This is a genomic window from Ensifer sp. EB106-05-01-XG146, assembly GCF_058791875.1.
Map to the genome: position 1 here is coordinate 339,907 of NZ_JBYTDX010000002.1, position 26,452 is coordinate 366,358.

A 26,452-nucleotide genomic window follows, 5' to 3' on the forward strand; every position below is an offset into this window, starting at 1 on the left:
CGGCTTGTCAATCGCCAATCGTCAGTTTTGGGGGTCTATCTGCGTTCAGCAGGTGCCTATGTGAGCTGATGAAACGTTTCCACGGCCGTTCGCGATGCATAAATTCACGCGATCGTGCATTGCGTGGATGCGGAACAACGGTCGAGCAAGAGAGCGAGCCGGTGCGCGGCCGCGGAAATTGCACATTTGTACAACTTTGTTCTTGAGTTGTTCGAAGTATATTTTGATTTACAAAAACACTAAGTATGGATGTATACGCTTATAGCGTGTGCGCCCGGAGAATATTTCGACCATTTCGCGCGCAATCAAGTATTTCTTGAGAGGAAAAGTATCGTTTCCCGTTTGCACCGGCCTGGTTCGTTGGCCGTGCCGACCGGCTACTCCGCTGGACGCGTCAGGATGAAAAGCGCGGGAAGCGCCATTGCGGCTGCGACGATAGCGGCGAGCGAGAGGCTCGGATTGCCGAAGAAAAGGAAGAGGCCGAAGCTGGCGGCCATCAGGCTGACCGCACCGGTCTTGGCCCGCCGGGATATCGCCCCCTTTTCGCGCCACAGCCGAAGTGGGGCCCCGAAGACCCGGTGGTTGAGCAGCCATTGCTCCAGCCGGGGCGAGGCGCGGGCAAAGAGCCCGGCTGCCAGCAACAGGAACGGCGTCGTCGGCAGGATCGGAAGAAAGGCGCCGATGACGCCGAGGCCGACCATCAGCCATGCGAGGCAAAGATAGAGAAGGCGAAGCGCGGGGTTCACCGGAGGGCTCCAGGCTGTGTCATGCTTCGGATGCCTCGGCGATCACGACCGTTGCGGTCTCGAGCGGAGGCCAGCGGCGAAGTGCTTCGGCGCCCTGTTCCGACAGCGCGTAGATGCCGCGGTCGACCCGCTCGAACCAGCCATAGACGTTGCTGAGCAGGATTTTGGCGGCATCGGGTGCTACCGGGCGCAGATCGCGCGGGCGCTGCTGGCCGACTTGCAGGGCGGCAGCGCAGGCGAGCGCCTGCTGCCGATACGCGGTCATGATCGGTGTGCGCGTGGCGCCACCCGCGGTCGGATCGCCCTTGCGGCGGCGATGCTCGCTGATCAGGCGCGCTCTTTTCCTGTTGTTCTTGCGCGGCATCACCGCGGAAGCCGCGAGAATAACATCGACCATGCCATTGTCGGCGACCGCCAGCATCCCGAAGCCGAGCCGGCGGCAGAGATCGCGGAAACGCCGGTCACTCTCCCGCCCCTTGCCCTTGGCCGAAACACGGGCGGCGACCCACACCTCGTCGCCGGCGGTGGCGCGATCGACCGCCTGCAGGATCAGTTCGAGATTGAAGCTCAGCTTCAGTTCGCACACGACCACCAGCGGCGGTTCGTCGTCGCTGAGCGCGACGATATCGCAGCCGCCGATCTCGCCCTTGACGCTATAGCCGCGGGTTTCGAGGAAGCTCTTGATCGGCTGGTAGAGGGTCGTCTCCAAACCCAAAATCCTGTTCTGCTGAAACTGGAAGGCGCCAAAGCCGGCCTCGAATTGGCGGCGAAGCGTTGCCGCTCAAATGAACATCTAGCAGATACCGCCGATCGCCGCCGTTGTCATCCCGTCGCAGCCGAGAGGCCGCCGGCGTCCCGTGCTCTGACGTGCGAGCCCGCGGGCGCAGTAGAGGCCTTCGCTTCGTGCTAACCTTGTGTTGTGCTATCATGCGGCGCGTGGCCCTCTTCGCAGGTGTCGAGCATGCGAGGTTCTGACGACGGATGTTGCGAACCCTCACGCTGTTGTTTTTGTTGATCTTGTCCTTCGCGTTTCCAGCTTCGTCGCGGGCCGAAAACGATCGGGTCGCCTTGGTGCTGCATGTCAACGGCGCCATCGGTCCGGCGACCGCCGAATATGTCAGGCGTGGCCTGACGAAGGCGCAAGAGCGCCGCCTGCCGCTGGTGGTCCTGCAGGTGGATACGCCCGGCGGCCTCGACACCTCGATGCGCGAGATTATCCGCGCGATCCTTGGCTCGCCCGTACCCGTCGCAACCTACGTTGCGCCGAGCGGCGCGCGGGCGGCGAGCGCCGGCACTTACATCCTTTATGCCAGCCACATTGCGGCGATGGCGCCGGGAACGAACCTCGGCGCCGCGACGCCGATTGCGATCGGTGGCGACATGTTCGGTGAGGGTAAGGACGGCGACAAACAGCCGGCGGCGCAGAGCCCTGCCGAGGCAAAAATGGTCAACGATGCCGTGGCCTATATCCGCGGGCTGGCGGAGTTGCGCGGGCGCAATGCCGACTGGGGCGAAAAGGCGGTGCGCGAGGCTGCAAGCCTCTCGGCCGAGGCGGCCGTCCGGGAAAAGGCCGTCGATTTCACCGCGACCGACGTTACCGATCTCCTGAAGCAGGCGAACGGGCGGACGGTGCGCGTGGGGCAGCGAGAGATCGTGCTCGATACCGCAGGTCTTACGACCGAGGACTTCGTGCCCGACTGGCGCACCCGGCTGCTTTCAGTGGTCACTGATCCCAATATCGCGGTCATCCTGATGATGATCGGCATCTACGGCTTGATCTTCGAGTTCCTGTCGCCGGGGTCGGTGGCGCCGGGAACGATCGGCGGCATCTGCCTGTTGCTCGGGCTCTATGCGCTTTCGGTGCTGCCCGTCAGTTATGCCGGCATAGGGCTGATCATGCTCGGGATCGGATTGATGGTCGCCGAGGCGCATTCGCCATCCTTCGGCGTGCTCGGCGCCGGCGGCAGTTTTGCACTGGTTCTGGGCGCGGCCATTCTCTTCGATACGGATACGCCGGGTTTTGGGGTTTCCTGGTCCGTGCTGGCGGCGCTTGCGGTTGCAAGCCTCGGTTTTAGCCTTCTGGTCGCTCGGCTCGCCTTCAGTTCGAGCCGCCACGCGGTGGTGACCGGCAGCGAACAGATGATCGGCCTTGCCGGCACGGTCGAAAATTGGACCGGCGCGGCCGGTTACGTCATCGCCCATGGCGAGCGCTGGCAGGCCGTCAGCACGGAGACGCTGTCGAGGGGCGAGAACGTGAAGGTCATCGGGCGGAACGGACTGACGCTCGAAGTGATCCGCGACGGACCAAAGACATAGCGCCCGCGGATCTGGTGAGGGCGCGGTGAAGGCGCCCGGAATGGAGGAATGGTCATGGACATGTTCGGGAGCCTTGCTCCTTTTGCTGCGTTGCTGGTGCTCGTCATTCTCGTCATCGCCTATTCGATCCGGATCCTGCGTGAATATGAACGGGGCGTGATCTTCACCCTCGGCCGGTTCACCGGCGTCAAGGGGCCGGGGCTGATCCTGCTTGTGCCCTATGTGCAGCAGATGGTGCGGGTCGATCTCAGAACCCGGGTGCTGGACGTGCCGAGCCAGGACGTCATCTCTCATGACAACGTTTCCGTTCGGGTCAGCGCCGTGATCTATTTCCGGGTGATCGACGCCGAGAAATCGACGATCCAGGTCGAGGACTTCATGATGGCGACGAGCCAGCTGGCGCAGACTACCCTGCGGTCCGTGCTCGGCAAACATGATCTCGACGAGATGCTGGCCGAGCGTGATCGGCTGAACGACGATATCCAGAAGATCCTCGACAGCCAGACGGATGCCTGGGGCATCAAGGTGGCGACCGTCGAGATCAAGCATGTCGACATCAACGAGAGCATGGTTCGGGCGATTGCCCGTCAGGCGGAGGCCGAACGCGAGCGGCGCGCCAAGGTGATCAATGCCGAGGGTGAGCAGCAGGCCGCGGCCAAGTTGCTCGAGGCCGCCGAGATCCTCGCCCGGCAGCCTCAGGCCATGCAGTTGCGCTATCTGAGCACCTTGAACGTCATTGCCGGCGAGAAGAACTCGACCGTGATCTTCCCGTTCCCGATGGAACTCGGTGGTCTGCTGGGATTCAAGCCCGACAAACCCACCGGCTCGGCGCAAGAGTGATCAAGCTGCTGCCCGGTCAAGCTGGGCGACCTTCAGCAGGTCATCGACGGCGCTGGGGGCTGCGGCCAACACCGGCGCCCAATGCGTCAGCGCCTCGCCCCGCGCGGGGAAAGGCAGCGTCCAGCCGCCGGCTTCGGTCACCAGGCAATAGCCGCCAAGGCAGTCCCAGGCATGCATGTAGGGTTCGTAATAACCGACGAGGCGACCTGCCGCCACATAGGCGATCATCAGTGCGCCGGAACCGTTGCGCATGAAGTTGCCGCCATTCGAGAGCAGGCGCTCGACGATGGCACCCATCTCGCCAGGTTTCACCTGATCGTTGGCGCCAAGCCCGGTGACGGCGTTGCGGATCGTGCGCGTGCCGTCGAGACGAAGCGGCTTGCCGTTCAGCGTCGCGCCCCGGCCGGTTGCAGCGGCATAGATTTCCTGGTGGCAGGGCGAGTGGATCACGCCGATAACGGGTTTCTCCGCATAGACCACCGCAATCGAGACGCACCAGTTTGGCATGCCGTTGACGAAGGGCGTGGTGCCGTCGATCGGATCGAGCACCCAGGTGAAGCCGGATGTGCCGTCGAGAAGTCCATGCTCCTCTCCGAGCACGCCATCGTCCGGATACGCGGCCGCGATCTTGTCGCGGATCAACGTCTCGACGTTGCGGTCGGCGATCGACACGACGTCGTGGGCGTCACGCTTGGTTTCGATGACGAGCGTTTCCCGCTTCAGGAAGTAATCGTAGGCGAGCCGGCCGGCCTCCTCGGCCATGGATTTGGCAAGCGCGAACCGGGCATCGAGGCCGGCAATTTCAGCAGTCATGCAAGTGTCCTTCTCGTATCCAGTTGTGAAAAGTCATGCGTCAATCAAAGCGAGGCCGCGGCTGCGGAAACCGATCGCGACCTCCGTTGCCGGAGATAGCATTTCCTCCACCGCCTGATCGACAACAAAGAGGAGACCCGCCGGCGTTTCGACCTCGTATTCGACGTGGCCGCCGAGATAGGCGGCGCTGCTGATCGTGCCTGAAAGGGCGGCACCCTTGGCCGGCGTCAGCGTCACCGCGTTGGGCCTTACGGCGAGTTTTGACGGACCCGTCCGGGCGCCCTTGGAGGGCAGGCGGTGCTCAAATCCGCCGATGCGGATCGTCGCCAGGCCGGCGTCGGTCGCGGTCACCTCGCAGGGCAGCACATTGGCCTCGCCCATGAAGTCGGCGATGAAGGTGGAGGCCGGTGCTTCATAGAGGTCGCGCGGCGCACCTTGCTGCGCGATCGCGCCATCTTTCATGACGATGATGCGGTCGGAAACGGCAAGCGCCTCGTCCTGGTCGTGGGTGACGTAGACGGCGGTGAACCCGAGGCGCTGCTGCAACTCGCGGATTTCTGTGCGCACCTTGCGGCGCAGTCGCGCGTCGAGGTTGGACAGCGGTTCGTCGAGCAGCAACACCTGCGGTTCGAGCACGAGCGCGCGGGCAACGGCGACGCGTTGCTGCTGGCCGCCCGAAAGTTCGGCCGGAAGCCGCTGGCCGAGGCCGCCGAGGCCGACGAGCTGCAGGCCTTCTTCGGCGCGCTCACGCGCTTCCTTCTTCTTGATTCCCGAGGATTCGAGGCCGTAGGCGACATTGTCGAGCGCCGACATGTGCGGGAAGAGCGCATAGGACTGGAAGACCATCGACACGTCGCGCTCGTTGGCCGGCAGCATGGTCACGTCCTTGCCGCCGATCAGGATCCGGCCGGTGGAAGGGTGTTCGAGGCCAGCCAGCATACGCAGCGTCGTCGTCTTGCCGCAGCCGGAGGGGCCGAGCAGGGTCACCAGCGTGCCCGGCTCGATGGTGAGCGACAGGTCGTGGATGGCGGTAAAGCTGCCGAACTGCTTGCGCACGTTCTGGAAGACGACCGAGCCGGTGCGCGGGGTGCTCATGGAGGTGCTCATGCGGTTTTCTCCTGGGAGATGGTGTTGGACGAACGGACCGGAGCGGCGCCGAGGACGCGGTTCTCGCGCCTCAGCTTGCGTTCGCCGACGAGGAGTTGCAGGCCGGTGATGACGGTGATCATCACCAGGATGAGGGCCGAGGAGTAGGCGATCGCCACGCCGAACTCGCCGTTTTCGACAAGGCCGACGATGTAGGCGGTGGCCATGTTGTACTCGGCGCTGACGAGGAAGACGACGGCGCTGATCGAGGTGATCGCCCGGACGAAGGAGTAGACGAGTGCCGCGACGATCGCCGGACGCAGCAAGGGCAGGATGACCTTGCGCAACGTGCGGAAGCTCGTTGCCCGAAGCGTCAGCGACGCCTCGTCGAGGCTCTTGTCGAGCTGGCTCATCGCCGCAATGCCGCCGCGCACGCCGACCGGCATGTTGCGGAAGACGAAGCAGGCGACGAGGATCAGCGCCGTGCCGGTCATTTCGAGCGGCGGCAGGTTGAAGGCGATGATGTAGCTGATGCCGATGACGGTGCCGGGGATAGCAAAGCTCAGCATCAGCGCGAACTCGAAGACATCACGGCCGGCGAAACGCTGGCGCACGATCAGATAGGCCGTCAGCAACCCGACCATAGCCGTCAGTGGTGCTGCGATCAGCGAGATCTCCATGGTCGTCCAGAAGGAGTTCCAGGCAACACCCGTCCAGGCGATTGCGCCGTCGGCAAACGAGATCGAGAAGGCCTTGGCGTAGTGGTCGAGCGTCAGCGAGTTGTCGAGACCCCAGGTCTTCACGAAGCCGCCGAAGAGGATCATGCTGTAAACGACGACGGTGAAGATCATCCAGGGAATGACGATGGCGTGAACGCCGATCGAGATCGAGCGTGGCAGTGCACTGTGGGCACCGGAATCGCCCTTGCCGGTCACGGTCGAATAGTTCTTGCCGGCGAGCCAGTAGCGTTGCGCCACGAAGGCCGTGAGCGTGAAGCAGAGAAGGATGATGGCGAGCACGGCCGCACGGGACGGATCGTTCTGCGCGCCGACGACGGCGAAGAAGATTTCGGTCGAGAGCACGCCATGGCTGCCGCCGAGCACCAGCGGATTGCCGAAGTCGGCCATGCTTTCGATGAAGCCGATGAGGAAGGCGTTCGCCAGGCCCGGCTTCATCAACGGCAGAGAGACGGTCCAGAAGGTGCGCCAGCGATCGGCGCGCAACGTCTGCGACGCCTCTTCCATCGAAGGGCTGACCCCTTCGACGACGCCGATCAGCACGAGGAACGAAATCGGGGTGAAGGAGAGGACCTGCGCGATCCAGATGCCGGTGAGGCCATAGAGCCAGCGCCCCGGTTCGACGCCGAAGGCATCCGAGAGAAATTCGGTAACGACCCCGGCGCGGCCGAAGAGCAGCGTCAACGCCAGGCCGATGACGAAGGGCGGCGTGATGATCGGCAACACCGTCAAGAGCCGCATGCCCTTCTTGAAGGGGAAGCGGGTGCGGGTGGCGACAAGCGCGAAGGCAAGGCCAAGCAGCGTCGAGCCGGACGCCGTCATCAGCGCCAGCCATAGGGTGCGCCAGGCGACGCCGCAGCGGCCTTCGCCGACGGCACAGCTCAGGCTCCAGATCGAGGCGTCCTGGATATTGCGGATGAAACCATCCGGTTTGAACGAGCCGTCGAAATCCTGAACCGACGCCGCGAACATGCTGCCGACCGGATAGAAGACGAAGACGATGACGAGGGTCACGAGCAGGGAAATCGCCGCGACGATGAAGGCGTCGCCCTTGAGCACGCCGCGCTCGGCCAGCCCGAAGGCGAACAGAAGAACGAAGGTGAGTGCCATAAGCACGGCGCCGGCGCCCATTGACGGCTGACCGTCGGAAAGCGTGCCGAACAGGGTCTCGCTGATCGTCCAGGTCCAGCCGGAAAAGCCGATCGCCAGCCCCTGGAGAGCGAGATAGAGAACGCCCGCTGCGCCGGCGACGGCAAGCAGAAGCCCTCGACGCGCGGGATCGCGGACGAACCGCGCTGCCACGCAGATGCCGAGCAGCGCCAGCGCCACGATCAGCCACGGCTTACCATGGGCGAAAATCTGCATCAGGCCGGGGGCAACGGCTGGATCCCCGGGGAAATCGGCAAGCCAGCCGAGCCCGAAGAAGCCGCCTTCGATGCGATACCAGGGGACAGCCAAGAATGCGGCCAGTCCGAGCCCGAGCGTGAGGTCGAGCCTGCGGTTGCGATGTTCCATGACGGTCCTCGCGCAATTTGGAATGAAAGATGATGTGACATCGCATCACCGCGACGCCTGCCGGAAGCGATGAACGACGGTTGGGACCGTTGGGCGGTGCCGGCCGGATCAATCACCCGGCCGAACCGTTCAGGCCGCGATCAGTTGGCGCTCGCGCCGACCTCGCGGTCCCAGCGCTCGAGCAGGGCTTTGCGCTTCTCGGCATCGCCGAAGGTGGCGAAATCGTAGTCGATCAGCTTGATGTCCTCGAACTTCGGTGCTTCCTTCGGCACTTCGGCCGATTTGTTGGACGGCAGCTGGAAGGACTTGGCGTCTTTCATGCGCGACTGGACCTCGGGCTTCAACGCCCAGTCGTACCAGGCCTTGGCATTGTCCAGGTTCTTGGCGCCGCGGATGATCGACATCGAGCCGATCTCGTAGCCGGTGCCCTCGCAAGGCGCGATCGACTTGATCGGGAAGCCTTCGGCAGTCTGTGCCACCGCATCGTGCATGAAAACGATGCCGAGGCCGGCTTCGCCCCGTGCGGCTGCCTTCACCGGTGCCGAGCCGGACTTGGTGTACTGCGCGATGTTGCCGTTGAGCTTCTTCAAATAGTCGAATGCCTGGTCCTCGCCCATGATCTGCACCAGTGAGGCAAGCGCGGTATAGGCCGTACCGGAAGAGTTCGGGTTGGCCATCTGGATCTCGCCCTTCAGCGAGGCGTCGAGCAGGTCGGCCCAGCACTTCGGCTCCTTCAGGCCCTTCTTCTGGAAGATCTCGGTGTTGTAGCCCCAGCCGAGCGCGCCGGCATAAACGCCGACGGTGCGATAGCCGGAGCCTTCAGCCTGCTTCTTCGCCCAGTCCTGGAGCTGGTCCAGCATCGGCGACTTGTATTCGAGCGTCAGGCCGTCAGAGGCTGCCTGCAGGTGCGGGTCGCCGGTGCCTGCCCACCAGATGTCGGTCTTCGGATTGCGCGCCTCGGCGCGGATCTTGGCGTAGGTTTCGCCCGAAGACAGGCGAACCATGTTGACCTTGATGCCGGTTTCCTTCTGGAAGTCGCCGGTCATCTGTTCGCAGATGACCACGTCTGCGGAGCAGATGAGGTTGAGGCTGCCGGCAGCCTGGGCGGGCAGGGCGGCAAGCGCCGTGCCTGCAAAGAGCATGAGGGAAAGCGTCGTTGTTTTCATTGGGGCATCCTCCTGTTGCCTGTTTGAAACTTGGGCGCGAACGGGCATGGCGCGGCCATCGGCCTGCCCGCCGGGCGGCACGTTCACGATTTCGGTGCTGTGGATTTTGCTACGCTTCTGCGAAGCGCTCAGTTCGTCGCGGCGATCTCCGCGTCGAACCGTTTGAGCAATCGACTTCGTTCCTCCGGCGAGCCGAAGGTGGCGAAGTCGAAATCGACCATCTTGATCAGCGATATGTCCGGTGCGCCAGGCGGCAACTCCGCGCGGGCGTTGGATGGGACCTGGTTCTGGCCGGCAGCTGCACCCGTACCCTGGCCTTCCGGGGTGAGCGCGAAATCGACGAAGCTTTTCGCGTTTTCGAGATGGCGCGCGCCCTTGACGATGCTGACGGCGCCGATTTCGTAGCCGGTCCCTTCGCACGGCGCGACGATGACGAGTGGGAAGCCCGCCTGCTTCTGCGTGACCGCGTCATGCATGAAGGAGATGCCGATCAGGGTTTCCCCGCGTGCTGCCGCCTTGACCGGTGCCGAGCCGGCCGTGGTGTACTGGTCTATGTTGCGGTTGAGTGCGCCCATGAACCGGAAGGCCTCATCCTCGCCGAAGAGCTGCACCAGCGTTGCAAGCGTGGTGAAGGCGGTGCCCGACGAGTTCGGATTGCCGCTGCGGATACGGCCGCGATAGGCGTTGTCGGCGAGATCCTTCCAGCAGGTCGGGGCCGGCAATTTCAGCGTATGCAGCAGGTCGGCATTGTAGGCAAAGCCAAGCGCTCCGGCATAAATGCCCGCCGAACGTCCGCCGGAGATGGCGAAGAAATTCTGCGCCCAGGGCAGCATGTCGCGCTCATGCGCCGGCCGATAGGGTTCGAGCAAGTTCTCCGATCCCGCCTGCAGATGGGTGTCGCCTGTCCCGCCCCACCACACATCGACGGTAGGGGTGTCCTTTTCGGCCCGGATCTGGGTGAGGATGTCGCCGTTGCTCTTTCGGGTCATAGCGACCTCGATGCCCGACTTCGCCTCGAAAGCGGCCTTCATCGTCGCGCACCACGCTTCGTCGACACCGCAAAGCACGGTGAGCGCCGGTGCCGTCATGCCTGACGTGGCGGCGCACAGCCATAGGGCCACGCCCGCGCCGATAGCGGTAATGCCTTTCACGATGTCCTCCCATTTGGAGCGTTGCCGCCCCAATCTCCGCAATCAGGATGTCGGTATTCCCTGCGGGTCGCAACCCGCAGAATGGTTACCGTTCTTACAACACGGATGCGGCTTTGCCGTTTCAAGATTACAAAGATTACAAATGTGACAATGCGGATAACGCGAGCCGCTTTGATCATTGGGGCAGCCCCGCCTATGATGGCGGCGGGAGGACGTGCATGCTGAGTGAGAGAATACGGATTCTGATCGTCGAAGACGATCCGGACATGGCGGAGCTTGTTTCCGATCTGGTGGAGGCCGAAGGCTGGATGCCGCTGACGGCGCCATCGGCGGAGGCCGCCGCTGTCGTCCTCGAGCGGGAAACGGTGCACCTGGTGCTCGTCGACCACAACCTGCCTGGAGCCTCGGGCCGGACCTTTGCCCAGCGGCTGCGGGCGCGCACCAATATCGGCATCGTCATGGTAACGGCGGCAGGCAGCGCCGCGGATCGGGTGCTGGGACTGGAGACGGCCGCCGACGATTATGTCGTCAAGCCGTTCGAGCCGATCGAACTGACGGCCCGGATCAAGGCCGTGCTTCGACGGACTTACCCGTCGCTGAAGCCGGAGCGGGAGACCGAGCGCGAGCACGAGCCCGCGGCGCTGAAACTCGGCGACTGGTCGATCGACCTCAAGAGCCGGCGCGCGGTCTGCCTTTCCGATGCGACCCGCTCGCTCACCAGCGCCGAGTTCGCTCTGCTGGAAATTCTCGCGGAAACGCCGAACACGCCAGTCACCCGCGCCCATATCCTCGATCGGCTGGGCGCCGAAAGCGATCGCTATATCGACCGCAACGTCGATGTGCTCGTGCTTCGGCTCCGGCGCAAGATCGAGCGCAATCCGGACCTTCCGCGCCACATCAAGACGCGGCGCGGCAAGGGTTATGTGCTGGATACCGACGACGACGAGGCCCGGCCGTGATCAGCCGCCCGTTCCTTTCGTCGATCGCCTTCCGCCTGCCGTTTGCGATCGTCTTCATCTGCGTGCTCGTTTTCAGCCTGGCAACGGTCGCCGTGTTCGGCCTGCAACGGGCGCGTGACGAGATGGCGGCCTACGGGCTGCAGGCCTTTTCCAGCCTTGCCAAGGCCTCGCTGGTTTCGCGCCAGGTTTCCGATCTCGTGTCCAGCGCGCCGTTCCTGATGAACGCAACCTCGCCCTATCGGGTGTCGAGCGAAAGCCGGTCGGTCGTCGCGCAGGTCGACGTCCTGCTTCAGACCATGGCGCCGGAGACCGGCAAGACAGCGGTCGAGGGCTTTGCCAGCGCCCACATCGTCGAGTTGCTGGATGCGATCCGCACACAGACGGTGACACTCGCCGCCGACGCGGATTCGGCCCAGCAGTACAAGGCCGATGCGGCAGCAGCGCTCGGAGAGATCGCCACCGGCAACGGCATAGCCGACGCAGAGGTTCGCCAGAGCCTCAACGCGATCGTGCAATCGGCATCCAATTCCGACAGCCTGTTCCAGCTTGGCGAACTGCGCCGCCGCTACGTTGCCGTAACGACGCCCCGGCTGGCGCCCGCCGGGCCGGATAGCCGGATTTCGGCAGCCAAGCTGACGCCCTATGAACGGGTGTTCGAGGCGCAGACCCACTATCTTCTGGAAATGTTCGCCATCCGCGCCGCGGTGGCGCGGCTGCACACGGTCTCGCGCGATCTTTCGCACGCCACGGAAACACAAAGCGAGGCCGTTGCCCGGGGGCTCAACGAGGATCTCGCCTCGACCTCTGATGCGCTGAGCCGACTGCTCGTCATCGTCGCGGTCTCCGCCCTGCTGGTGCTCGTCATGGCGATCTTCTCGATCCGCTCCGTCATGCGGGTGTCGCGCGGGATCGTGTCGCTCTCCAAGGGCATGAACGCGCTTGCCCAGGGGCGCCGTGACGTCGATACACCGAGCTACAAGGGGACTGAGACCGAGTTCCTGCGGCTGCTTGAAGCCTTCAGCGCCTTCCGCGAAAGCGTCGAGCGCGTGTCGCGGCTTCGTCGGACGGCCGAGGCGGCGGCGCGCACCATTCGCTCGACCTTCCGCAACATGAACGAAGGGATCGCGCTTTTCGATCCCGGCGGCAAACCGATCACGATGAATCGTCGCGTCATGGAGCTCGTCGGCTGGCCAGGCTCGGCGCGGAAGCTTCCGCTGCGCCGGTTCGTGAGCCCAATGCCGGAGATCGATCCAACCCTCTTGCCCGCCGATCGCGACGCGGGATCGCTCGACGACCGGTTGGTGCTGCGCCATCGCTCCGACATGGGCCGGGTGACCGAAGTCTCCCTGTCGCGGCAGCCGGACCGGGGCATCGTGCTGCTGGCGCGGGACGTGACGGAGATCGACCGGCAGGAGGCCGAGGCGGCGAAGGCGCAGCGGCTGGACGGGATCATGAGGATGACCCACCAGGTGAGCCATGAGGTCGGCAACATGATCGGTATCATCACCGGCAGCCTGGGGCTGCTGGAGCGCGAGACAGGCTTCAGCGACCGGCAGAAACGTCATATCGCCCGCATTCGCAAGGCGGCCGACCGGGGGCGTTCGCTGGCCTCGAGCATGCTGTCTGTCGGCAGCCAGCATCCACTCCAGCCGGGCGCGCTCGAAATCGGCGCGGTGCTCCGCGGCATGGCCGACGTGCTTGAAATCGCCGTCGGCGAAAAATGCCGGCTCGCCTTCGAGATTGCGGACGGCTTGCCCAACGCGCATCTCGATGCAGCGCTCTTCGAGCAGGCTATCCTCAACCTTTGCCTCAATGCCGCCGCGGCGATGCCGCTCGGCGGCACCATCCTCGTCCGCGCGGGCTGCGTCGAGAGTGATGTCGTCGTCTCGGTGACCGATGCGGGGATCGGCATGTCGCCGGAGGCGGTGGACAAGGCGTTCGAGCCCTACTTCACCACCCGTGACCAGGAGGGCGGTGCCGGACTTGGCCTCGCCGTTGTCTACGGCTTCGTTCGGCAAAGCGGCGGCGATGCCCGCATTCTCTCGCAGCCTGGGCGCGGGACGACGGTGGAACTCGTCTTTCCGCGCTGAAGCGATACCGGTTTCTCGGGCGCTCTATGGCGCGCTTCGGCGCGAAAGGCGCATAACGGCGGCATCGATCCGTTCGCCGTTGTCGGCAAATACGGCCCACAGCCACGCCATCAGCCACAGCATCAGGCACCACGCCAGAACGACATCGGACAGATAATGCGCGCCGAACACGATCCGGTTCAGCGAGAAGGCGAGGACAAGGGGGACGAGGGCGATGATTGTCGCCCGTCGCCATTGAACCGGTAACAGCAGTGCGAGCGCCACGAGCGCGATCGCGGTGGCGGATTCGCCCGACGCAAAAGAGCAACTGCGCGAGCAGGCGCCGGACACTTGCCAGGCCGGCGTAAACGGCAGGCTGCCGCCGAAATCGGTGATCTCATGGGGGCGCGCCCGTCCGATCAGCCGCTTCAGCGCCTGAATAAGGAGCCCCGGCCCGAGCGCAAAGAAGGTCAGGAAGAACAGTGCCTTGTGCGGGCGGGGCAGCCATGGGCGGGGTGCGATGGCCTGCGCAACCAGAAGCGCCAGAACGCAAGGCAGAATGAAAACCGGCAAGATACGGTTGAAGTCGCGAAGGGCCCGTAGCTCCGGTTCCCGCGAGAGCGGAAAGTCGCCGGTGGCGAAGGCGGCCCAGCGCGAGACGGCAAGATCGATCCCGGGAAAGGCCATGAAGACGAAGGCCGCGCAAATGGTCAGTGCGCCGGCGGCCGCGATTGGCCGGTGTTCCAGGCGCGCGCGCGCCTGCCCCGGCCAGAGACGAGGATTGGCACGCGGCCATCGGCCGCTGTCTGAAGAGGTCGCCGTGGATGAATAAAGGCTGGGCATGCGGTCGCTCGCAAGTTGTCTGTGTGGGTGGGCCGGACACTTGCGCCGCTCTGTCAAGGCTGCGTCGAGGAACTGGGAGCGCTTGATGCGCAAGATCGAACGGTTGGCCGATACAGCTTCTGGTCGAGCGCGACCGACATGCGGGAAGGAGGTCTCCGGCACTCTGCCCCGCATTTCGGCCGCGGGGAGAGGCCCGGTTTGTCGGTTGTGCGGCGCGTCCGTCGCCAATTGTCAAGAAACGGCGAAGATTTGTACGGAGCTCTATCCGGAGGGCCGATCAAGCGACCATTGGGCCGCGCGGACGAATTGCAACGCGGGCTTATTCGTCACATAAGCTGCTGATCACAACATCAGACCCAGGGAGTTAGTTCATGGTCGATAAGGGTCTCATCCTTCTGGCGGAGGACGAGCCGGAGATTGCGCAGATCCTAGATGCCTATCTCGTGCGCGACGGTTTCCGGACGGTGCGTGCCGCCGACGGCGAGACGGCGCTGACCCACCATGCGGTGCTGTCGCCGGACCTGGTGCTGCTGGACGTTCGCATGCCGAAGCTCGATGGGTTCGAGGTTCTCGCCCGCCTTCGCCGCGAGGGGAATACGCCGGTTATCATGGTCACGGCACTGGCAGAAGATCTCGACCGGCTGACCGGACTGAGGCTCGGCGCCGATGACTACGTGATCAAGCCGTTCAACCCGCAGGAGGTGGTGGCGCGCGTCAACGCGGTGCTGCGCCGTACCCGCAACGGCGCCGGCGCCACCGTGCTTCGCTTCGAGAGTGTCGAGGTCGATCTCGATGCCCATGTCGCCTTCGTCGAAAGGGCCGGCAATCGCCAGTCGGTGCCGCTGACGCTCAGCGAATTCCGCATCCTTGCCCACATGATCCGCCGACCGACGCATGCCTTCGATCGCGCCGATATCCTCGACGCCTGCCTGCCGGACAGCGATGCGCTCGCCCGCACGGTCGATACCCATATCGCCAATCTCAGGCGCAAGCTGGAAGATCTCGGTGCCTGCGGCTTCTTCAGTGCCGTGCGCGGCGTCGGCTACCGTTTCGTGGAGCCCAGATGAAGATCGGTCTCTCGCGCCTGCCGCTCGGCATTCTCACCGCGCTCGTGACGATCGCGCTGCTCATCATCAGCGTGTTCATCATCTATGCCGGCGTCGAATTTATGGAGCCGCGGCTGGAGGCGAGACTGCTGGAGCGGATGCCTGCGGAGGCGGCCCAGGCTTACAAGGACATCAATGCCGGCAAGTTGCCGCGCCAGGAGTCGCTGCAAAAGCTACTTTCGACGATGCCGGAACTCGAAGACTGGGCGAACTGGGAGGTGGACAAGATCATCCTCGGTTTCGGAGCGACGGCAGTCACTTTCTGCGGGCTCGTGGGCTACTGGCTGGCGCGCAAGATCAGCCGGCCACTGGAAGTGCTGGCGCAGGCGACGCAGGACCTCAGGACGGGTGACTTCGCGGTGCGCGTCGGATCGTTTCGCAAGGGTGCCAAGGAGGTGGCGACGCTCGTGAAGACCTTCGATGAGTTGGCAGCCGAACTGGAAAACATGGAGAACCGGCTGCGCTTCAATACGATGGCGGTGGCGCACGAACTGCGTACGCCGCTGACGATCCTGCAGGGCAACCTTCAGGGAATGGCCGACGGTGTTTTCCCTCTCGAGCCGGAAAGGGTGCGGCAGTTGCTGCTGCAGGTGGAGGGGCTTTCCGCCCTGGTTGAAGATCTGCGTACGCTTTCGCTCGCCGCCGGCCAGAAGTTGGTCACCCAGCGTCAGACGGTGGACCTCGCCGTGGAGGCGACCCAGGTGCTTGGTGCGTCAAACACCCTGCTTGGCTCTGTTGGCATGTCGGTGGAGGTCGCGCTTGAGCCGGTGCGGGTCTCCGGTGATTCGCAGCGTCTGCGCCAGGCGCTGCTGGCGCTGATCGAAAACGCTACACGCTACGCCGCAGACGGCCGTGTCCTGCGCTGCGAGACCGGGCGGCGGGGTGCCGACGAGGCTTTTATCCGGATGCTGGACCGTGGTCCCGGTCTTCCGGACGACGTTTCGATCCATTCGATCGACCTGTTCTGGCGCGGCGACGCCTCGCGGTCGCGTGCGACGGGCGGCACGGGCCTTGGGCTTTCCGTCGTCCAGGCGATCGCCAAGGCGCATGGCGGACGGCTGGAATTTTCCGCGCGTGCCGGCGGCGGCGCCGTGATCACGCTCGTCCTGCCGCGGGAAATCGCCCTGTGAGCGATTGGCGCAACAGCCGTTGCGCTAAGCAATTTTCCGCTTTTCCCGATCGGAACATCGGCGGCTTCGCCGCCCTCGCGCCCGCTTAGAATCGGCGTGCAATTGCCCACCGGTTCTCCGCAAATCCTTGACAGTGCCCGGGCAAACCTGAGCTCGGCCGAGTCCTTCGGCCAACAGCGTTTGCTCTCAAGGATAGCACCATGTCCCTGGAATTCAGTCAGGAATACAGCGCGGATCTGCGGTTGCCGGTCGATGGCAAGGCATTCGTGGGCGAACAGCTGACGCCTTCGGGCCGGCCGGTTTCTGCGCCTGTCGTCGGTGAAGGCTCGGGAGAGACGTCGATCACCAGCCATGTGCTCAAGCTCGGCCTGAGGGTGAGCTTGAAGCGCGCCGTCGTATTTTCCATGCGGTTTGCGCGCCATCCGTTCCTGACATCGCGCTGGATCGGCTTTCTCGGCGAATTTGCCGAACGCTACCGGCTGGGTCTGCCGCACGATGATCTCGTGCGCAAGTCGATCCCGACATTCTTCCTGCACGGCGCGTCGTCGACAGCAAGACTCGACCTGCTGCTCAATCACTTCGATGTCGCAAGCGAGGTCCTGTCGCGCCGTTCACTGATGGCCCTTTGGCGCGGCAGCACGCTGGAAATGGGCACGGTTTCCGGCCGCAGCGAGAACTATCGCATCCAGCTGCAACTGGCCGACCATGGCGGCGCCCGCCATGAGGGGGCATTCGCGATCCGGCTGCGCCGGCAGAGCGATGGCTATGCGCTCTGCACTGTCGGCTTCATCTTCGTGCGTTGCGCAGGCGACACCTATAGTCTCGCCATCGGCGGGATGCAGGGGCCGAAGGGCGAAGAGGCCAAGCGATCCCTGATCACGGCAACTCGCGATCTCGGCGGGCTCCGGCCGAAGGATGCGGCGCTGCTGGTCCTCAATGGCCTGGTGACGGAAGGCCACGCGGGCCACGTCTTTGCGGTCTCGAACGACAAGCACGTCATCAACCGCCGCCGCTTGAAGCGGCGCCGCATGATGAGGGCCGACCTCGATGCCTATTGGTGCGATCGCGGCGGCGTGCCGGCCGAGCCTTTCGGCTTCAGTCTGCCGATCGGCGACGACCCGGCGGCGCGGGACGGCAACAGGCGCGATCAGAGCAAACGCGCGTTTCGCGACATCGGCGCGTGGTTCTACTGAGCCGGTACCGGCATGTAAGCTGCCGCGATTACGGGATCTTCGTGAAGTCCATCTCGAAGGCGCCGGAGACGATCCGGCCCTTCGGCGTTGGCCCGGCTGCAGACGGGCGCACACCATCCTCAGCCATCGCCTCGCCTGCGATGCCGCCGACAACCACAAGGGCAGATATCACCCGAATTGCACGCATGGATGCCTCCAATTTTGTCGCGGTTCTTTATACTGGCGCCGATTCGAAACCACAACTGAAGGTAAGTATGACGCGGGCCGTTGCCAAGAGGCTTAAGCCGCACACGGGCGGATGCCTCTGCGGAGCAATCCGGTTTGAGGCGCAGGGGACGGCCGGAAAGCCGCATACGTGTTCGTGCAAGATGTGCCAGCGCCATTCGGGCGCCTTGACCCTGGCGTGGGTCGAATTCCCGAGCGAAGCCGTAACCTGGACCGGACCGGGCGGCGCGCCATCGGTCTATCACTCCTCGGACTATTCCAGCCGCGCCTTCTGCCCGGCCTGCGGCAGCAGTCTCGGTGCGATCGACGATGCGCCGGTGGTTGCCCTTCTGCTCGGCGTCTTCGACAAGACGAGTGCCATCGATCTGATCCCGAAGAGCCACAGCTATCGCACTGCCCGACCCAAGTGGTGGCACGTGGAGGCGGTGAAGCCCACGACCTGACGAGCAGGGTTCGAAAGTGATTGACGCAGCCGGTAGAGGCTGCGTCGACAGGGGCTAGAGCAGCCCCTTCACGGCGGCTCCGATGGCAATGATGCCGAAAGCGATCAGAACCAGCCCCGAAATGCGCGATACCCAGACGACGAAGCTGTCGGGCAGTCGCGTCCGGGCGATCGCAACACCGCCGCTTAGGAAAAACCACCAGCCGAGCGATCCCAGGAAGACGCCCATGACCACGACGGCAGCGCTGAGCGCGTCGCCCGCTTCGGCAAGGCCGAGGCCGGCGAAGATCGCGGCAAAGGAGAGGATCGTCGCCGGGCTCGTCATCGTCAGGAAAAAGGTGGCGATGGTTGTGCGAATGAGATCGCGTCCGCCGACATCGGCGGCTGCCGTCACCGCCCTTGGCCGTAATCCGCTCCAGCCGAGCCAGATCATGAACAGTCCGCCGGCCAAGCTAAGCGGCGTGGCGATGATGGCAAGGACCGCTGCGAAGGCCGCGAAGCCGATCGCAGCCAGTGCTGCATACGTGGCATCGGCGGCGGCTGTCCCGAGGCCGCCGGCCACGCCCGCCCAGAAGCCGCGCTCCAGCGTGCGGTTGATGCAGAGCGCCCCGATCGGGCCTAGAGGGGCTGCGACCGCGAGGCCGACGAGGAGGCTTTTTCCAAACAACAATGTGGACATGGCATAGGGCTCCGGCCGGGGCATGGTTGCGCCGTTCGCTTCGAGGACGGTGCATGCCCGGCAAACAAAAAATGTTGCAGCAGTTTGCGCGTCCGGTCAGGCGCGCAGCACGGTCGTTACCAGGCTTTCCCGCACGGTCGACAGCGCGATCACCGTTTCGCTTCGCGCCAGGAACCGCCGTTGCTTCATTTCGGCAAGGAACGGCTCGAGGTCGCCGAGCGATGGCATCCGGACCTTGACGCAATAGGACCAGGCGCCGGTGACATGGTGGCATTCCGCTACGGCAGGGTGACCGGCCATGAAGCTGCGGAACGCTTCCTCGTCCGCGTCCGGCGCAAGGCCGACCCAGACGAAGGCGAGTACGTCGAGGCCGAGCGCGCGATGATCGACCTCGACGGTGAAATTTCGGATCACGCCATTGGCGACGAGCCGGCGAATGCGTTCGTTGACGGCCGACGGCGACAACTCCACCGCAGCACCGATATCGGTCAGCGATCGCCTCGCATCGTCAGCAAGAATTTCAACGATTTTTCTGTCAACGTCATCCATTTCCAATGAATACGCTGTTTCTAATGGAATGTACAGATGATTTTTCTGTATGAAACCGCAGTTTCCGCGGAAACGTTGGTCGCCGGGGCTATTCGATGTCTTTCAAGGCGTCGAGCGGGCCGGTCAGTGCCGTGCGCGGCTGCACCAGTTCGGGCTGGATCAGGTGAATGCGCGGCTGCGGCCGGGCTTCCTCGATGACGTCGAAGGCCTTGGTGATCATGCCCTCGACGTCCTGGCGGATCATGATGACGGGGAAGGGCAGGAAGGACGCGAAGGGATCGTAATCGTAGCAGCCGACCACGAGGTCGGCGAAGTTTTCGTGCGGATGCCCTGCCATGAAACGCAGCAGCCCCTCGAAGTTGATCGACGAGTTGACGAAGAGACCACGCGGCAGCTTGCCGTGCTTTTCGTAGAAGGCCTCGAAGGCGAGGCGGGCATTGTTCGGCGCATAGCCCGTCGGCTGGATGCATTCGTCCGGATCGGCGCCGAGCAGTTCGCTTTTGACGGCACGGAAGCCGCGGATGCGCTCGCGGCTGGCATGGTCGTTGCGGCCGCCGAAAAGGTAGAGATCGTGCGGCGCAAGCGGACCTGATGCCTGGAAGTGGCGGATGATCGCCTCGGTCAGCATTCGCCCGCCCTCGTAGTTGTCGCTGATGACGGAGGGCACCTTGGTGCCGGGCAGGTCGATGTTGATGTGTTTGAGGCCGGCCGCCTCGCAGACCTCGTGCACGCCGTCGGGGTCGGTCGCGCCGCAGATGAACAGCTCGTCGATCGAATAGGAGATCAGCGTTTCGGCGGTCTTGCGCTCTTCCTCCGGATCGCGGCTGGCACTGACGACGATCGGGCATTGCCCCTTGCTTCGGACATGCGCCTCGAAGGTCTGCGCCATCGACGAGAAGTAGCGGTTGTCATGGATCGGCAGGAGCAGCCCGATCAGGCCGGAGCGCGAACTGCGCAGTCCGCGCGCCTGGCGGTTGGCCGTATATTGGTGCGTCTCGGCGAGGTTGCGGATCAGTTCTGCCGTGCTCTCCTTGATCCGGCGCTTCTGCCAGGTGCCGTTCAGGACCGCACTTACGGTTGAAGGCGAGCTTCCTGACAACACCGACAGGTCGTAGATCGTCGCTTTCTTCTTGCTGCTGCTGGCCAACGGTTTCTCCCCCTGGTGGTTTTAGTGCCGATTTCCCCTTGACGAAAGATTAAGTCTGCACAATAGTTCTTGCACCATCGATTGTGCAAACAAGAAATATCGATTGTGCACATTTGATGGTGTCGTCTGAGGAGGCGGCGTTTCAGGGAGGCGAGGAACACTTCGCCAGTGATGATTTGAAACTGGAGGCCGGCGCTGAGGCGACCGGGCGCGTTCCCCCTATGGGAACGAGTGGAGGAGAGAACATGATCAGGAAAATTCTCGTCGCCGCCCTGGCGACATCGCTGGCGCTTGCGAGTTCGGCGGCCGCCTTTGCGCAGGATGCCGGTAAGGTCGGCGTCGTCGTCAAGATCGGCGGCATTCCGTGGTTCAACGCCATGGAAGCCGGCATCAAGGAACGCGGCCAGAAGCTCGGTATCGACGCCTTCATGGTCGGCCCGACCAGCGCCGACCCGGCGCTGCAGGTGCGCGCCATCGAGGATCTCATCGCCCAAGGCGTGAAGGTCATCGGCGTGGTGCCGAACGACGCCAAGGTGCTTGAGCCGGTGCTGACCAAGGCCAAGGAAAAGGGCATCATCGTCATCACCCACGAATCCCCGGGCCAGAAGGGTGCCGACTGGGACTTCGAGCTCGCATCCTCGACCGGTTTCGGTGAGGCGCATGGCAAGCTGCTGGCCGAGAAGATGGGCGGCAAGGGCGAATATGCCGTCTTCGTCGGCTCGCTGACCGTGCCGCTGCACAATGCCTGGGCCGATGCGGCAATCGCCTACATCAAGAAGAACCATCCGGACATGACGCTGGTCGGCGATCGCTACGGCGTTGCCGAAGACGTCGACAAGAGCCGGTCGACTGCACTCGACCTGATCTCTGCCCATCCGAACCTGAAAGGCTTCCTTGCCTTCGGCAGCCAGGGCCCGATCGGCGCCGGCCGCGCCGTCGAAGAGCGCCGCAAGGTCGGCGAGATCTTCGTGCTCGGTCCCTTCTCTCCCGGCCAAGGCCAGAAGCTGGTGAAGTCCGACGCGATCTCCGGCGGCTTCATGTGGAATCCGAAGCAGGCCGGCGAAGTCTTCGTCACACTCGCCGACAAGCTGATGAAGGGCGAGGAGGTCAAGGACGGTGACGAGATCGAAGGTCTCGGCAAGGTCAAGCCGGACTTCGAAAACCGCAACATCATCGTCGATCAGCTCGTGCCGATCAACAAGGACACGGTCGCGGATCTCGCGGCCATGGGTCTCTGATCCTCAAGGGTTCTCCCGGCTGCTGGGCCGGCTTCGGCCGGCCTGGCAAGTCCCTCAACCGTACCGGAGCCGGATGAGGAAAGGTGTTTGCGGTTTCTGCCCGCATCTTGCTCGGACTTAACGTGATTTAGGGGCAGTCCATGCACCAGCTTGCGACCGCGGGAGGAGGCGAGAAGCCGCTTCTGGCCCTGCGCGATATCAACATGACGTTTGGTGGGGTTCGTGCGCTCAAGAATGTGAGCTTCGACGTCCGCCCGGGCGAGGTTCATTGCCTTGCCGGCGAAAACGGCTGCGGCAAGAGCACGCTGATCAAGATCATCACCGGCGTTTACCGCCCCGCCGATGGCGCCTCGATCGAGTTCGATGGCGAAACCTATTCCCACATGTCACCGGTGACCGCGCAGGATCGCGGCATCCAGGTGATCTGGCAGGACCTGGCGCTGTTTCCCGAAATGAGCGTCGCCGAAAACATCGCCTTCCAGACGGTGCTCGGCCGCTGGCCGAAACTGGTCGATTATGGCCGAATGCGCCAGATCGCGACCGATGCGCTCGCCCGTCTTGGCGTGACGCTCGACGTCGACCTGCCGCTCAAGGAATATGCGATTGCCCAGCGCCAGATCGTGGCGATCGCCCGGGCGCTTGTGGGTGAAGCGAGGCTCGTCTTCATGGACGAGCCGACCGCGTCGCTGACGCAATCGGAAACCGACCATCTGCTCGATATCGTTCGCGGGCTCTCCGCCTCCGGCGTCGCCGTCGTCTTCGTCAGCCATAGGCTCGCCGAGGTGTTGGAGATTTCGAGCCGCATCACGGTCTTGCGCGATGGTGCGCTGGTGGGCGTCTACCCCGCCGCCGGCATGACCCAGTCGCGCATCACCGAACTGATGACCGGCAAGACCTTCGACCAGCAGGTGCGCGCGAAATTCCGCGACGGTCAGCCCGTCGTGCTCGATGTGAAGGGCCTGTCCCGCCCGGGCCAATTCGAGGATATCTCGCTCTCGGTCAGGCGCGGCGAAACACTTGGGATTACCGGCCTGCTCGGCGCCGGGCGCACCGAACTGGCGCTGACGCTTTTCGGCATGCTGAAGCCGGCATCCGGTACCATTGCGCTTGAAGGCAAGCCGGCTCGCTTCTCGTCCAACCGCGATGCGATTGCGGCGGGCGTCGCCTATCTCTCCGAGGACCGGCTGTCGCTTGGCCTCATCCAACCGCAGTCGATCGCCGACAATCTCGTGATTAGTTCGCTCGACAAGATCCTTTCAGGCGGACTGCTCTCCGAGGATCGCAAGCGCAGCCTTGTCGCGCGCTGGATCGCCGATCTCGGCGTCAAGATCGGGCTGCAGCAGGATGCGATCTCCACGCTTTCCGGCGGCAACCAGCAGCGCGTGGCGATCGCCAAGTGGCTGGCGACCGATCCGAAGCTCCTGATCCTCGACGCCCCGACTGTCGGCGTCGACGTTGGTGCGCGTGCTGGCATCTTCGACATCGTCGCGCGGCTTGCCGAGACCGGCCTTGCGATCATTCTGATCTCCGATGAGGTGCCGGAGGTCTATTTCAACGCCGACCGTGTGCTGCACATGGCACAAGGCCGCATCGTCGGCAGCTATGATCCGCGCAGCGCTTCGCTCGCCGAGATCGAAGGAGCGGTCTATGCGTAGCTTCGTCCGCACCCACGCGACGGAAGTGTCGCTGCTTGCCGTCATCATCGCGATCAGCGCCGTGCTGTCGGTCTCGACCGCCAACTTCTTCTCGCTCGGCAACGCCTTTGACCTGCTGAACATCAGCTCGGTCAACATCATCTTCGCCGTCGGGCTGCTCGTCGTGCTGATCGCCGGTGGCATCGATATCTCCTTCGCTGTTGCCGCCTCTGTCGTGCAATACGGTACGGCCATTGCTCTTGGTTGGATGGTCGGGGGAGGTTGGATCTCAGGCCTTTTGATTGCCGGCTCGCTCGGCATCCTGCTCGGCGCCATCAACGCCTTCCTGATCCACCGTTTCCGCGTCATCTCGATCGTCGCGACGATCTCGACCTTCAACATCTACTTCGGCCTCCTGATGTTTTTCACCAAGGGCGTGTCGATCTACGACCTGCCGGATTGGCTGACGGACCGCGTCATCCTGTTCGAACACGAGATGCCGGACGGAACCTGGATCGAGATCACGCTTCCCGTGCTGGTGATGGTGCTCTGCGTCATCGCCACCTGGGTGCTGATCACCCGCACCACGACCGGCCGCCAGCTCTATGCGTTCGGCGACAATCCGGAAGGCGCGCGCCGCTTCGGCATCAACATCGGCGCCATGCAGTTCATCGCCTTCGGCTGGCTCGGTCTGATGGCCGGCATCGGTGGGCTCATCCAGGCGCACTATGCGCAGGAGGTGGTGCCGAACGCGCTCTATGGTCGCGAACTCGACGTGCTTGCGGCGGTCGTCCTTGGCGGCGCGCGGCTTGGCGGCGGCAAGGGCTCGGTGCTCGGCTGCGTGCTCGGCGTGCTCCTGATCTCGATCACCCAGAACGGCCTCAACCTGATGGGCGTCTCGCCCTTCGCTTTCAAGATGATCATCGGCGCCATCATCCTCGTGGCGATCACGCTCTCCAATACCCGCATCGAAAGGCTTCTGCCCTTCGTCAGCCAGAAAGGAGCCGGACGATGAGTGCGATCGTCGAACGCGTGAAGACCCTCATCGGTCCGGAAATAGCCGGGCCGGGGCTGGCGTTTCTCGCCGTGGTGTTGGTGTTCGGCATCGCCTCGCCGCAGTTCCTCAGCGCGGCCACCTTCGGTTCGGTCGCCTTCCAGCTGCCGGAGCTCGGCCTTCTGACGCTCGCGATGTTGCTGCCGATCCTGACGGGCGGGCTCAATCTCGCGATCACCTTCACGGCCAACATCGCCGGGCTGACGCTCGCCTGGGTGTTGCAGGCCAATGGCGGGGTGGAGGCCGGCCCCGGCGCTTTCCTGCTCGGTTCGGTGCTCGCCATTCTCGTTGGGGCGGCGAGCGGCGTGATCATGGGACTGGTGATCGCCTTTACCCGCGCGCATCCGATCCTCGTTTCGTTGTCGATGATGATCTTCCTGCGCGGCCTCGGCGAGTTCCTGACGCGCGGCGGCGACGTATCCGGCTTTCCGGCCTTCCTCGGTCCGCTCGGTCACGGCTCGTTTCTCGGCGTGCCGATCCCGCTGATCGTCTTTATCGTCTGCGTGCTCGCTTGGAACGTGCTGCTGACCCGCACGAAGCTCGGCTTCAACACGTACATGATCGGCTCCAACCTCGAGGCGACCCGCTATTCCGGCATCAACACCCGCAAGGTGATCGTGCTCGTCTATGCGCTCTCCGGCGCCATGTGCGCGATTGCCGGCATCATCATGCTGGCGCGCTTCAATTCCGTGCGCATCGGCCACGGTGAAAGCTACCTGCTGATCACGGTGCTCGCCTGCTTCTTGGGTGGCGTCAATCCGTTCGGCGGCTTCGGTCGGGTAATCCCTGTCTTTGTCGCGCTGGTGGTGCTGCAGCTTCTCTCTTCGGGTCTCAACCTCGTCGGCGCCAACCAGCATCTGGCGACCGCCGTCTGGGGTTTGCTGCTCGCCGGCGTCATGGTGCTGCGCTTCGTCGCGACGAAATTCAAGATTTCATTTGTCAGAAAGGAAACATGACCATGCAGGGTTTTGGCGTCCATACGAGCATGTGGACCATGAATTGGGATCGCCCCGGTGCGGAGCGCGCCGTTGCGGCGGCGGTGAAATACGCCGTCGACTTCATCGAGATCCCGATGCTCAATCCGCCGGCGGTTGATACTGCCCATACCAAGGCGCTGCTGGAGAAAAACAAGCTGCGCGCGGTCTGCTCGCTCGGCCTGCCGGAGCGCGCCTGGGCATCCGTCCGACCCGATGCCGCGATCGAGCATCTGAAGGTGGCGATCGACAAGACGGCCGATCTCGGCGGCGAGGCGCTGTCCGGCGTCATCTACGGCGGCATCGGCGAGCGCACCGGCGTGCCGCCGACTGAAGCCGAGTACGACAACATCGCCCGTGTGCTGCAGGCCGCCGCCAAGCACGCCAAAACCCGTGGCATCGAACTGGGCGTCGAGGCGGTCAACCGCTACGAGAACCACCTGATCAACACCGGTTGGCAAGCGGTCGACATGATCAAGCGGGTGGGCGCCGACAACGTCTTCGTGCATCTCGATACCTACCACATGAACATCGAGGAAAAGGGCATCGGCACCGGCATCCTCGATGCACGCGACTTCATCAAATACATCCACCTGTCCGAAAGCGACCGCGGCACGCCCGGCTATGGCAACTGCGCCTGGGACGAGATCTTCGCGACGCTGGCTGCGATCGGTTTCAAGGGTGGACTGGCGATGGAAAGCTTCATCAACATGCCGCCGGAAGTGGCCTATGGCCTTGCGGTCTGGCGGCCGGTCGCCAGGGACGAAGAGGAAGTGATGGGCAACGGCCTGCCGTTCCTTAGGAACAAGGCCCGGCAATACGGATTGATCTAGGTGCGCG

25 protein-coding genes are annotated in these 26,452 nt (G+C 63.9%); 13 read left to right on the forward strand and 12 right to left on the reverse strand.

Translation table 11 applies throughout. The annotated features are described in order from the left end of the window. Positions 1-377: 377 nt before the first annotated feature. Both AC3WVQ_RS21725 and AC3WVQ_RS21730 read right to left on the reverse strand, forming a co-directional pair. Positions 378-746: a YbaN family protein gene (locus tag AC3WVQ_RS21725; protein ID WP_082572828.1), complete on the reverse strand. Its 369-nt coding sequence runs from the start codon at positions 744-746 to the stop codon at positions 378-380. Positions 747-765: 19 nt separating this feature from the next. Then, positions 766-1,455: a DUF2161 domain-containing phosphodiesterase gene (locus tag AC3WVQ_RS21730; RefSeq protein ID WP_060519920.1), complete on the reverse strand. Its 690-nt coding sequence runs from the start codon at positions 1,453-1,455 to the stop codon at positions 766-768. A 272-nt stretch (positions 1,456-1,727) separates the two neighbouring features. Between AC3WVQ_RS21730 and AC3WVQ_RS21735 the strand changes: the two genes are divergently transcribed. Then, entirely contained in the window at positions 1,728-3,062 is a 1,335-nt protein-coding gene (locus tag AC3WVQ_RS21735) for an NfeD family protein (RefSeq protein WP_457578590.1), read from the forward strand. Positions 3,063-3,116: 54 nt separating this feature from the next. Further along, positions 3,117-3,902 carry a slipin family protein gene (locus tag AC3WVQ_RS21740; protein ID WP_060519915.1) on the forward strand — a complete coding sequence of 262 codons (786 nt, stop codon included), beginning with the start codon at positions 3,117-3,119 and terminating at the stop codon, positions 3,900-3,902. Here the strand turns inward: AC3WVQ_RS21740 and AC3WVQ_RS21745 are convergent, their stop codons facing one another. From AC3WVQ_RS21745 to AC3WVQ_RS21765, 5 genes are all read right to left on the reverse strand, one after another. Next, the gene (locus AC3WVQ_RS21745) at positions 3,903-4,715 is read right to left on the reverse strand and encodes an inositol monophosphatase family protein (protein WP_060529126.1); all 813 of its coding nucleotides are present in this window, start codon (positions 4,713-4,715) and stop codon (positions 3,903-3,905) included. It lies immediately after the preceding gene. Between the two features lie 33 nt (positions 4,716-4,748). Continuing rightward, complete coding sequence (locus tag AC3WVQ_RS21750) at positions 4,749-5,810, reverse strand: ABC transporter ATP-binding protein (protein ID WP_112772356.1); 1,062 nt, start codon at positions 5,808-5,810, stop codon at positions 4,749-4,751. An 8-nt stretch (positions 5,811-5,818) separates the two neighbouring features. Continuing rightward, entirely contained in the window at positions 5,819-8,053 is a 2,235-nt protein-coding gene (locus AC3WVQ_RS21755) for an ABC transporter permease (protein ID WP_435383548.1), read from the reverse strand. 140 nt (positions 8,054-8,193) lie between these two features. After that, positions 8,194-9,219 (reverse strand): ABC transporter substrate-binding protein, encoded by a 1,026-nt coding sequence (locus tag AC3WVQ_RS21760; RefSeq protein ID WP_034790034.1) that lies wholly within the window; start codon positions 9,217-9,219, stop codon positions 8,194-8,196. Positions 9,220-9,347: 128 nt separating this feature from the next. Beyond that, positions 9,348-10,370, reverse strand: coding sequence for an ABC transporter substrate-binding protein (locus AC3WVQ_RS21765; RefSeq protein ID WP_234798799.1), 1,023 nt, complete (start codon positions 10,368-10,370; stop codon positions 9,348-9,350). A gap of 218 nt (positions 10,371-10,588) precedes the next feature. On the opposite strand from AC3WVQ_RS21765, the gene AC3WVQ_RS21770 reads away from it, so the two are divergent. Together AC3WVQ_RS21770 and AC3WVQ_RS21775 are read left to right on the forward strand one after the other, a co-directional pair. Beyond that, a complete protein-coding gene (locus AC3WVQ_RS21770; RefSeq protein WP_034790032.1) occupies positions 10,589-11,329 on the forward strand; it encodes a response regulator in 741 nt (246 codons plus the stop codon). Further along, positions 11,326-13,419: a two-component system sensor histidine kinase NtrB gene (locus tag AC3WVQ_RS21775; protein ID WP_457578592.1), complete on the forward strand. Its 2,094-nt coding sequence runs from the start codon at positions 11,326-11,328 to the stop codon at positions 13,417-13,419. The genes AC3WVQ_RS21770 and AC3WVQ_RS21775 overlap by 4 nt, the downstream gene beginning before the upstream one ends. 24 nt (positions 13,420-13,443) lie before the next feature. On the opposite strand, the gene AC3WVQ_RS21780 is transcribed toward AC3WVQ_RS21775, so the two are convergent. Continuing rightward, the gene (locus AC3WVQ_RS21780; protein WP_162728719.1) at positions 13,444-14,403 is read right to left on the reverse strand and encodes a phosphatase PAP2 family protein; all 960 of its coding nucleotides are present in this window, start codon (positions 14,401-14,403) and stop codon (positions 13,444-13,446) included. Positions 14,404-14,612: 209 nt separating this feature from the next. On the opposite strand from AC3WVQ_RS21780, the gene AC3WVQ_RS21785 reads away from it, so the two are divergent. The 3 genes from AC3WVQ_RS21785 to AC3WVQ_RS21795 all read left to right on the forward strand — a co-directional run bounded on the left by AC3WVQ_RS21785 (position 14,613) and on the right by AC3WVQ_RS21795 (position 17,670). Continuing rightward, positions 14,613-15,308, forward strand: a complete 696-nt coding sequence (locus AC3WVQ_RS21785; RefSeq protein WP_060643952.1) for a response regulator — start codon at positions 14,613-14,615, stop codon at positions 15,306-15,308. Beyond that, positions 15,305-16,477 carry an ATP-binding protein gene (locus AC3WVQ_RS21790; protein WP_034790027.1) on the forward strand — a complete coding sequence of 391 codons (1,173 nt, stop codon included), beginning with the start codon at positions 15,305-15,307 and terminating at the stop codon, positions 16,475-16,477. Before AC3WVQ_RS21785 ends, AC3WVQ_RS21790 begins: the two co-directional genes overlap by 4 nt. A 200-nt stretch (positions 16,478-16,677) precedes the next feature. Then, positions 16,678-17,670 carry a DUF535 family protein gene (locus AC3WVQ_RS21795; protein WP_051659181.1) on the forward strand — a complete coding sequence of 331 codons (993 nt, stop codon included), beginning with the start codon at positions 16,678-16,680 and terminating at the stop codon, positions 17,668-17,670. A gap of 28 nt (positions 17,671-17,698) precedes the next feature. Here AC3WVQ_RS21795 and AC3WVQ_RS21800 read toward each other — a convergent pair whose 3' ends face one another. Then, positions 17,699-17,857, reverse strand: a complete 159-nt coding sequence (locus tag AC3WVQ_RS21800) for a hypothetical protein (RefSeq protein WP_156624128.1) — start codon at positions 17,855-17,857, stop codon at positions 17,699-17,701. A 67-nt stretch (positions 17,858-17,924) separates the two neighbouring features. Between AC3WVQ_RS21800 and AC3WVQ_RS21805 the strand changes: the two genes are divergently transcribed. Further along, entirely contained in the window at positions 17,925-18,338 is a 414-nt protein-coding gene (locus tag AC3WVQ_RS21805; RefSeq protein WP_060529165.1) for a GFA family protein, read from the forward strand. Between the two features lie 54 nt (positions 18,339-18,392). On the opposite strand, the gene AC3WVQ_RS21810 is transcribed toward AC3WVQ_RS21805, so the two are convergent. The 3 genes from AC3WVQ_RS21810 to AC3WVQ_RS21820 form a co-directional block, all read right to left on the reverse strand. Further along, positions 18,393-19,016: a LysE family translocator gene (locus AC3WVQ_RS21810; RefSeq protein ID WP_034790024.1), complete on the reverse strand. Its 624-nt coding sequence runs from the start codon at positions 19,014-19,016 to the stop codon at positions 18,393-18,395. 96 nt (positions 19,017-19,112) lie between these two features. After that, complete coding sequence (locus AC3WVQ_RS21815) at positions 19,113-19,565, reverse strand: Lrp/AsnC family transcriptional regulator (protein WP_034790005.1); 453 nt, start codon at positions 19,563-19,565, stop codon at positions 19,113-19,115. 88 nt (positions 19,566-19,653) lie between these two features. Beyond that, a complete protein-coding gene (locus AC3WVQ_RS21820) occupies positions 19,654-20,712 on the reverse strand; it encodes a LacI family DNA-binding transcriptional regulator (protein ID WP_034789995.1) in 1,059 nt (352 codons plus the stop codon). A gap of 245 nt (positions 20,713-20,957) precedes the next feature. Between AC3WVQ_RS21820 and AC3WVQ_RS21825 the strand changes: the two genes are divergently transcribed. From AC3WVQ_RS21825 to AC3WVQ_RS21845, 5 genes are all read left to right on the forward strand, one after another. Then, on the forward strand, positions 20,958-21,950 hold the full coding sequence (locus tag AC3WVQ_RS21825; protein WP_089043683.1) for an autoinducer 2 ABC transporter substrate-binding protein: 993 nt from the start codon (positions 20,958-20,960) through the stop codon (positions 21,948-21,950). Between the two features lie 140 nt (positions 21,951-22,090). Then, entirely contained in the window at positions 22,091-23,605 is a 1,515-nt protein-coding gene (locus AC3WVQ_RS21830) for a sugar ABC transporter ATP-binding protein (protein ID WP_089043684.1), read from the forward strand. After that, on the forward strand, positions 23,598-24,599 hold the full coding sequence (locus AC3WVQ_RS21835; RefSeq protein WP_492382964.1) for an ABC transporter permease: 1,002 nt from the start codon (positions 23,598-23,600) through the stop codon (positions 24,597-24,599). Before AC3WVQ_RS21830 ends, AC3WVQ_RS21835 begins: the two co-directional genes overlap by 8 nt. Further along, entirely contained in the window at positions 24,596-25,594 is a 999-nt protein-coding gene (locus AC3WVQ_RS21840; protein WP_060643947.1) for an ABC transporter permease, read from the forward strand. The genes AC3WVQ_RS21835 and AC3WVQ_RS21840 overlap by 4 nt, the downstream gene beginning before the upstream one ends. 2 nt (positions 25,595-25,596) lie before the next feature. Next, positions 25,597-26,445, forward strand: a complete 849-nt coding sequence (locus AC3WVQ_RS21845; RefSeq protein WP_034789974.1) for a sugar phosphate isomerase/epimerase family protein — start codon at positions 25,597-25,599, stop codon at positions 26,443-26,445. Positions 26,446-26,452: the final 7 nt, after the last annotated feature.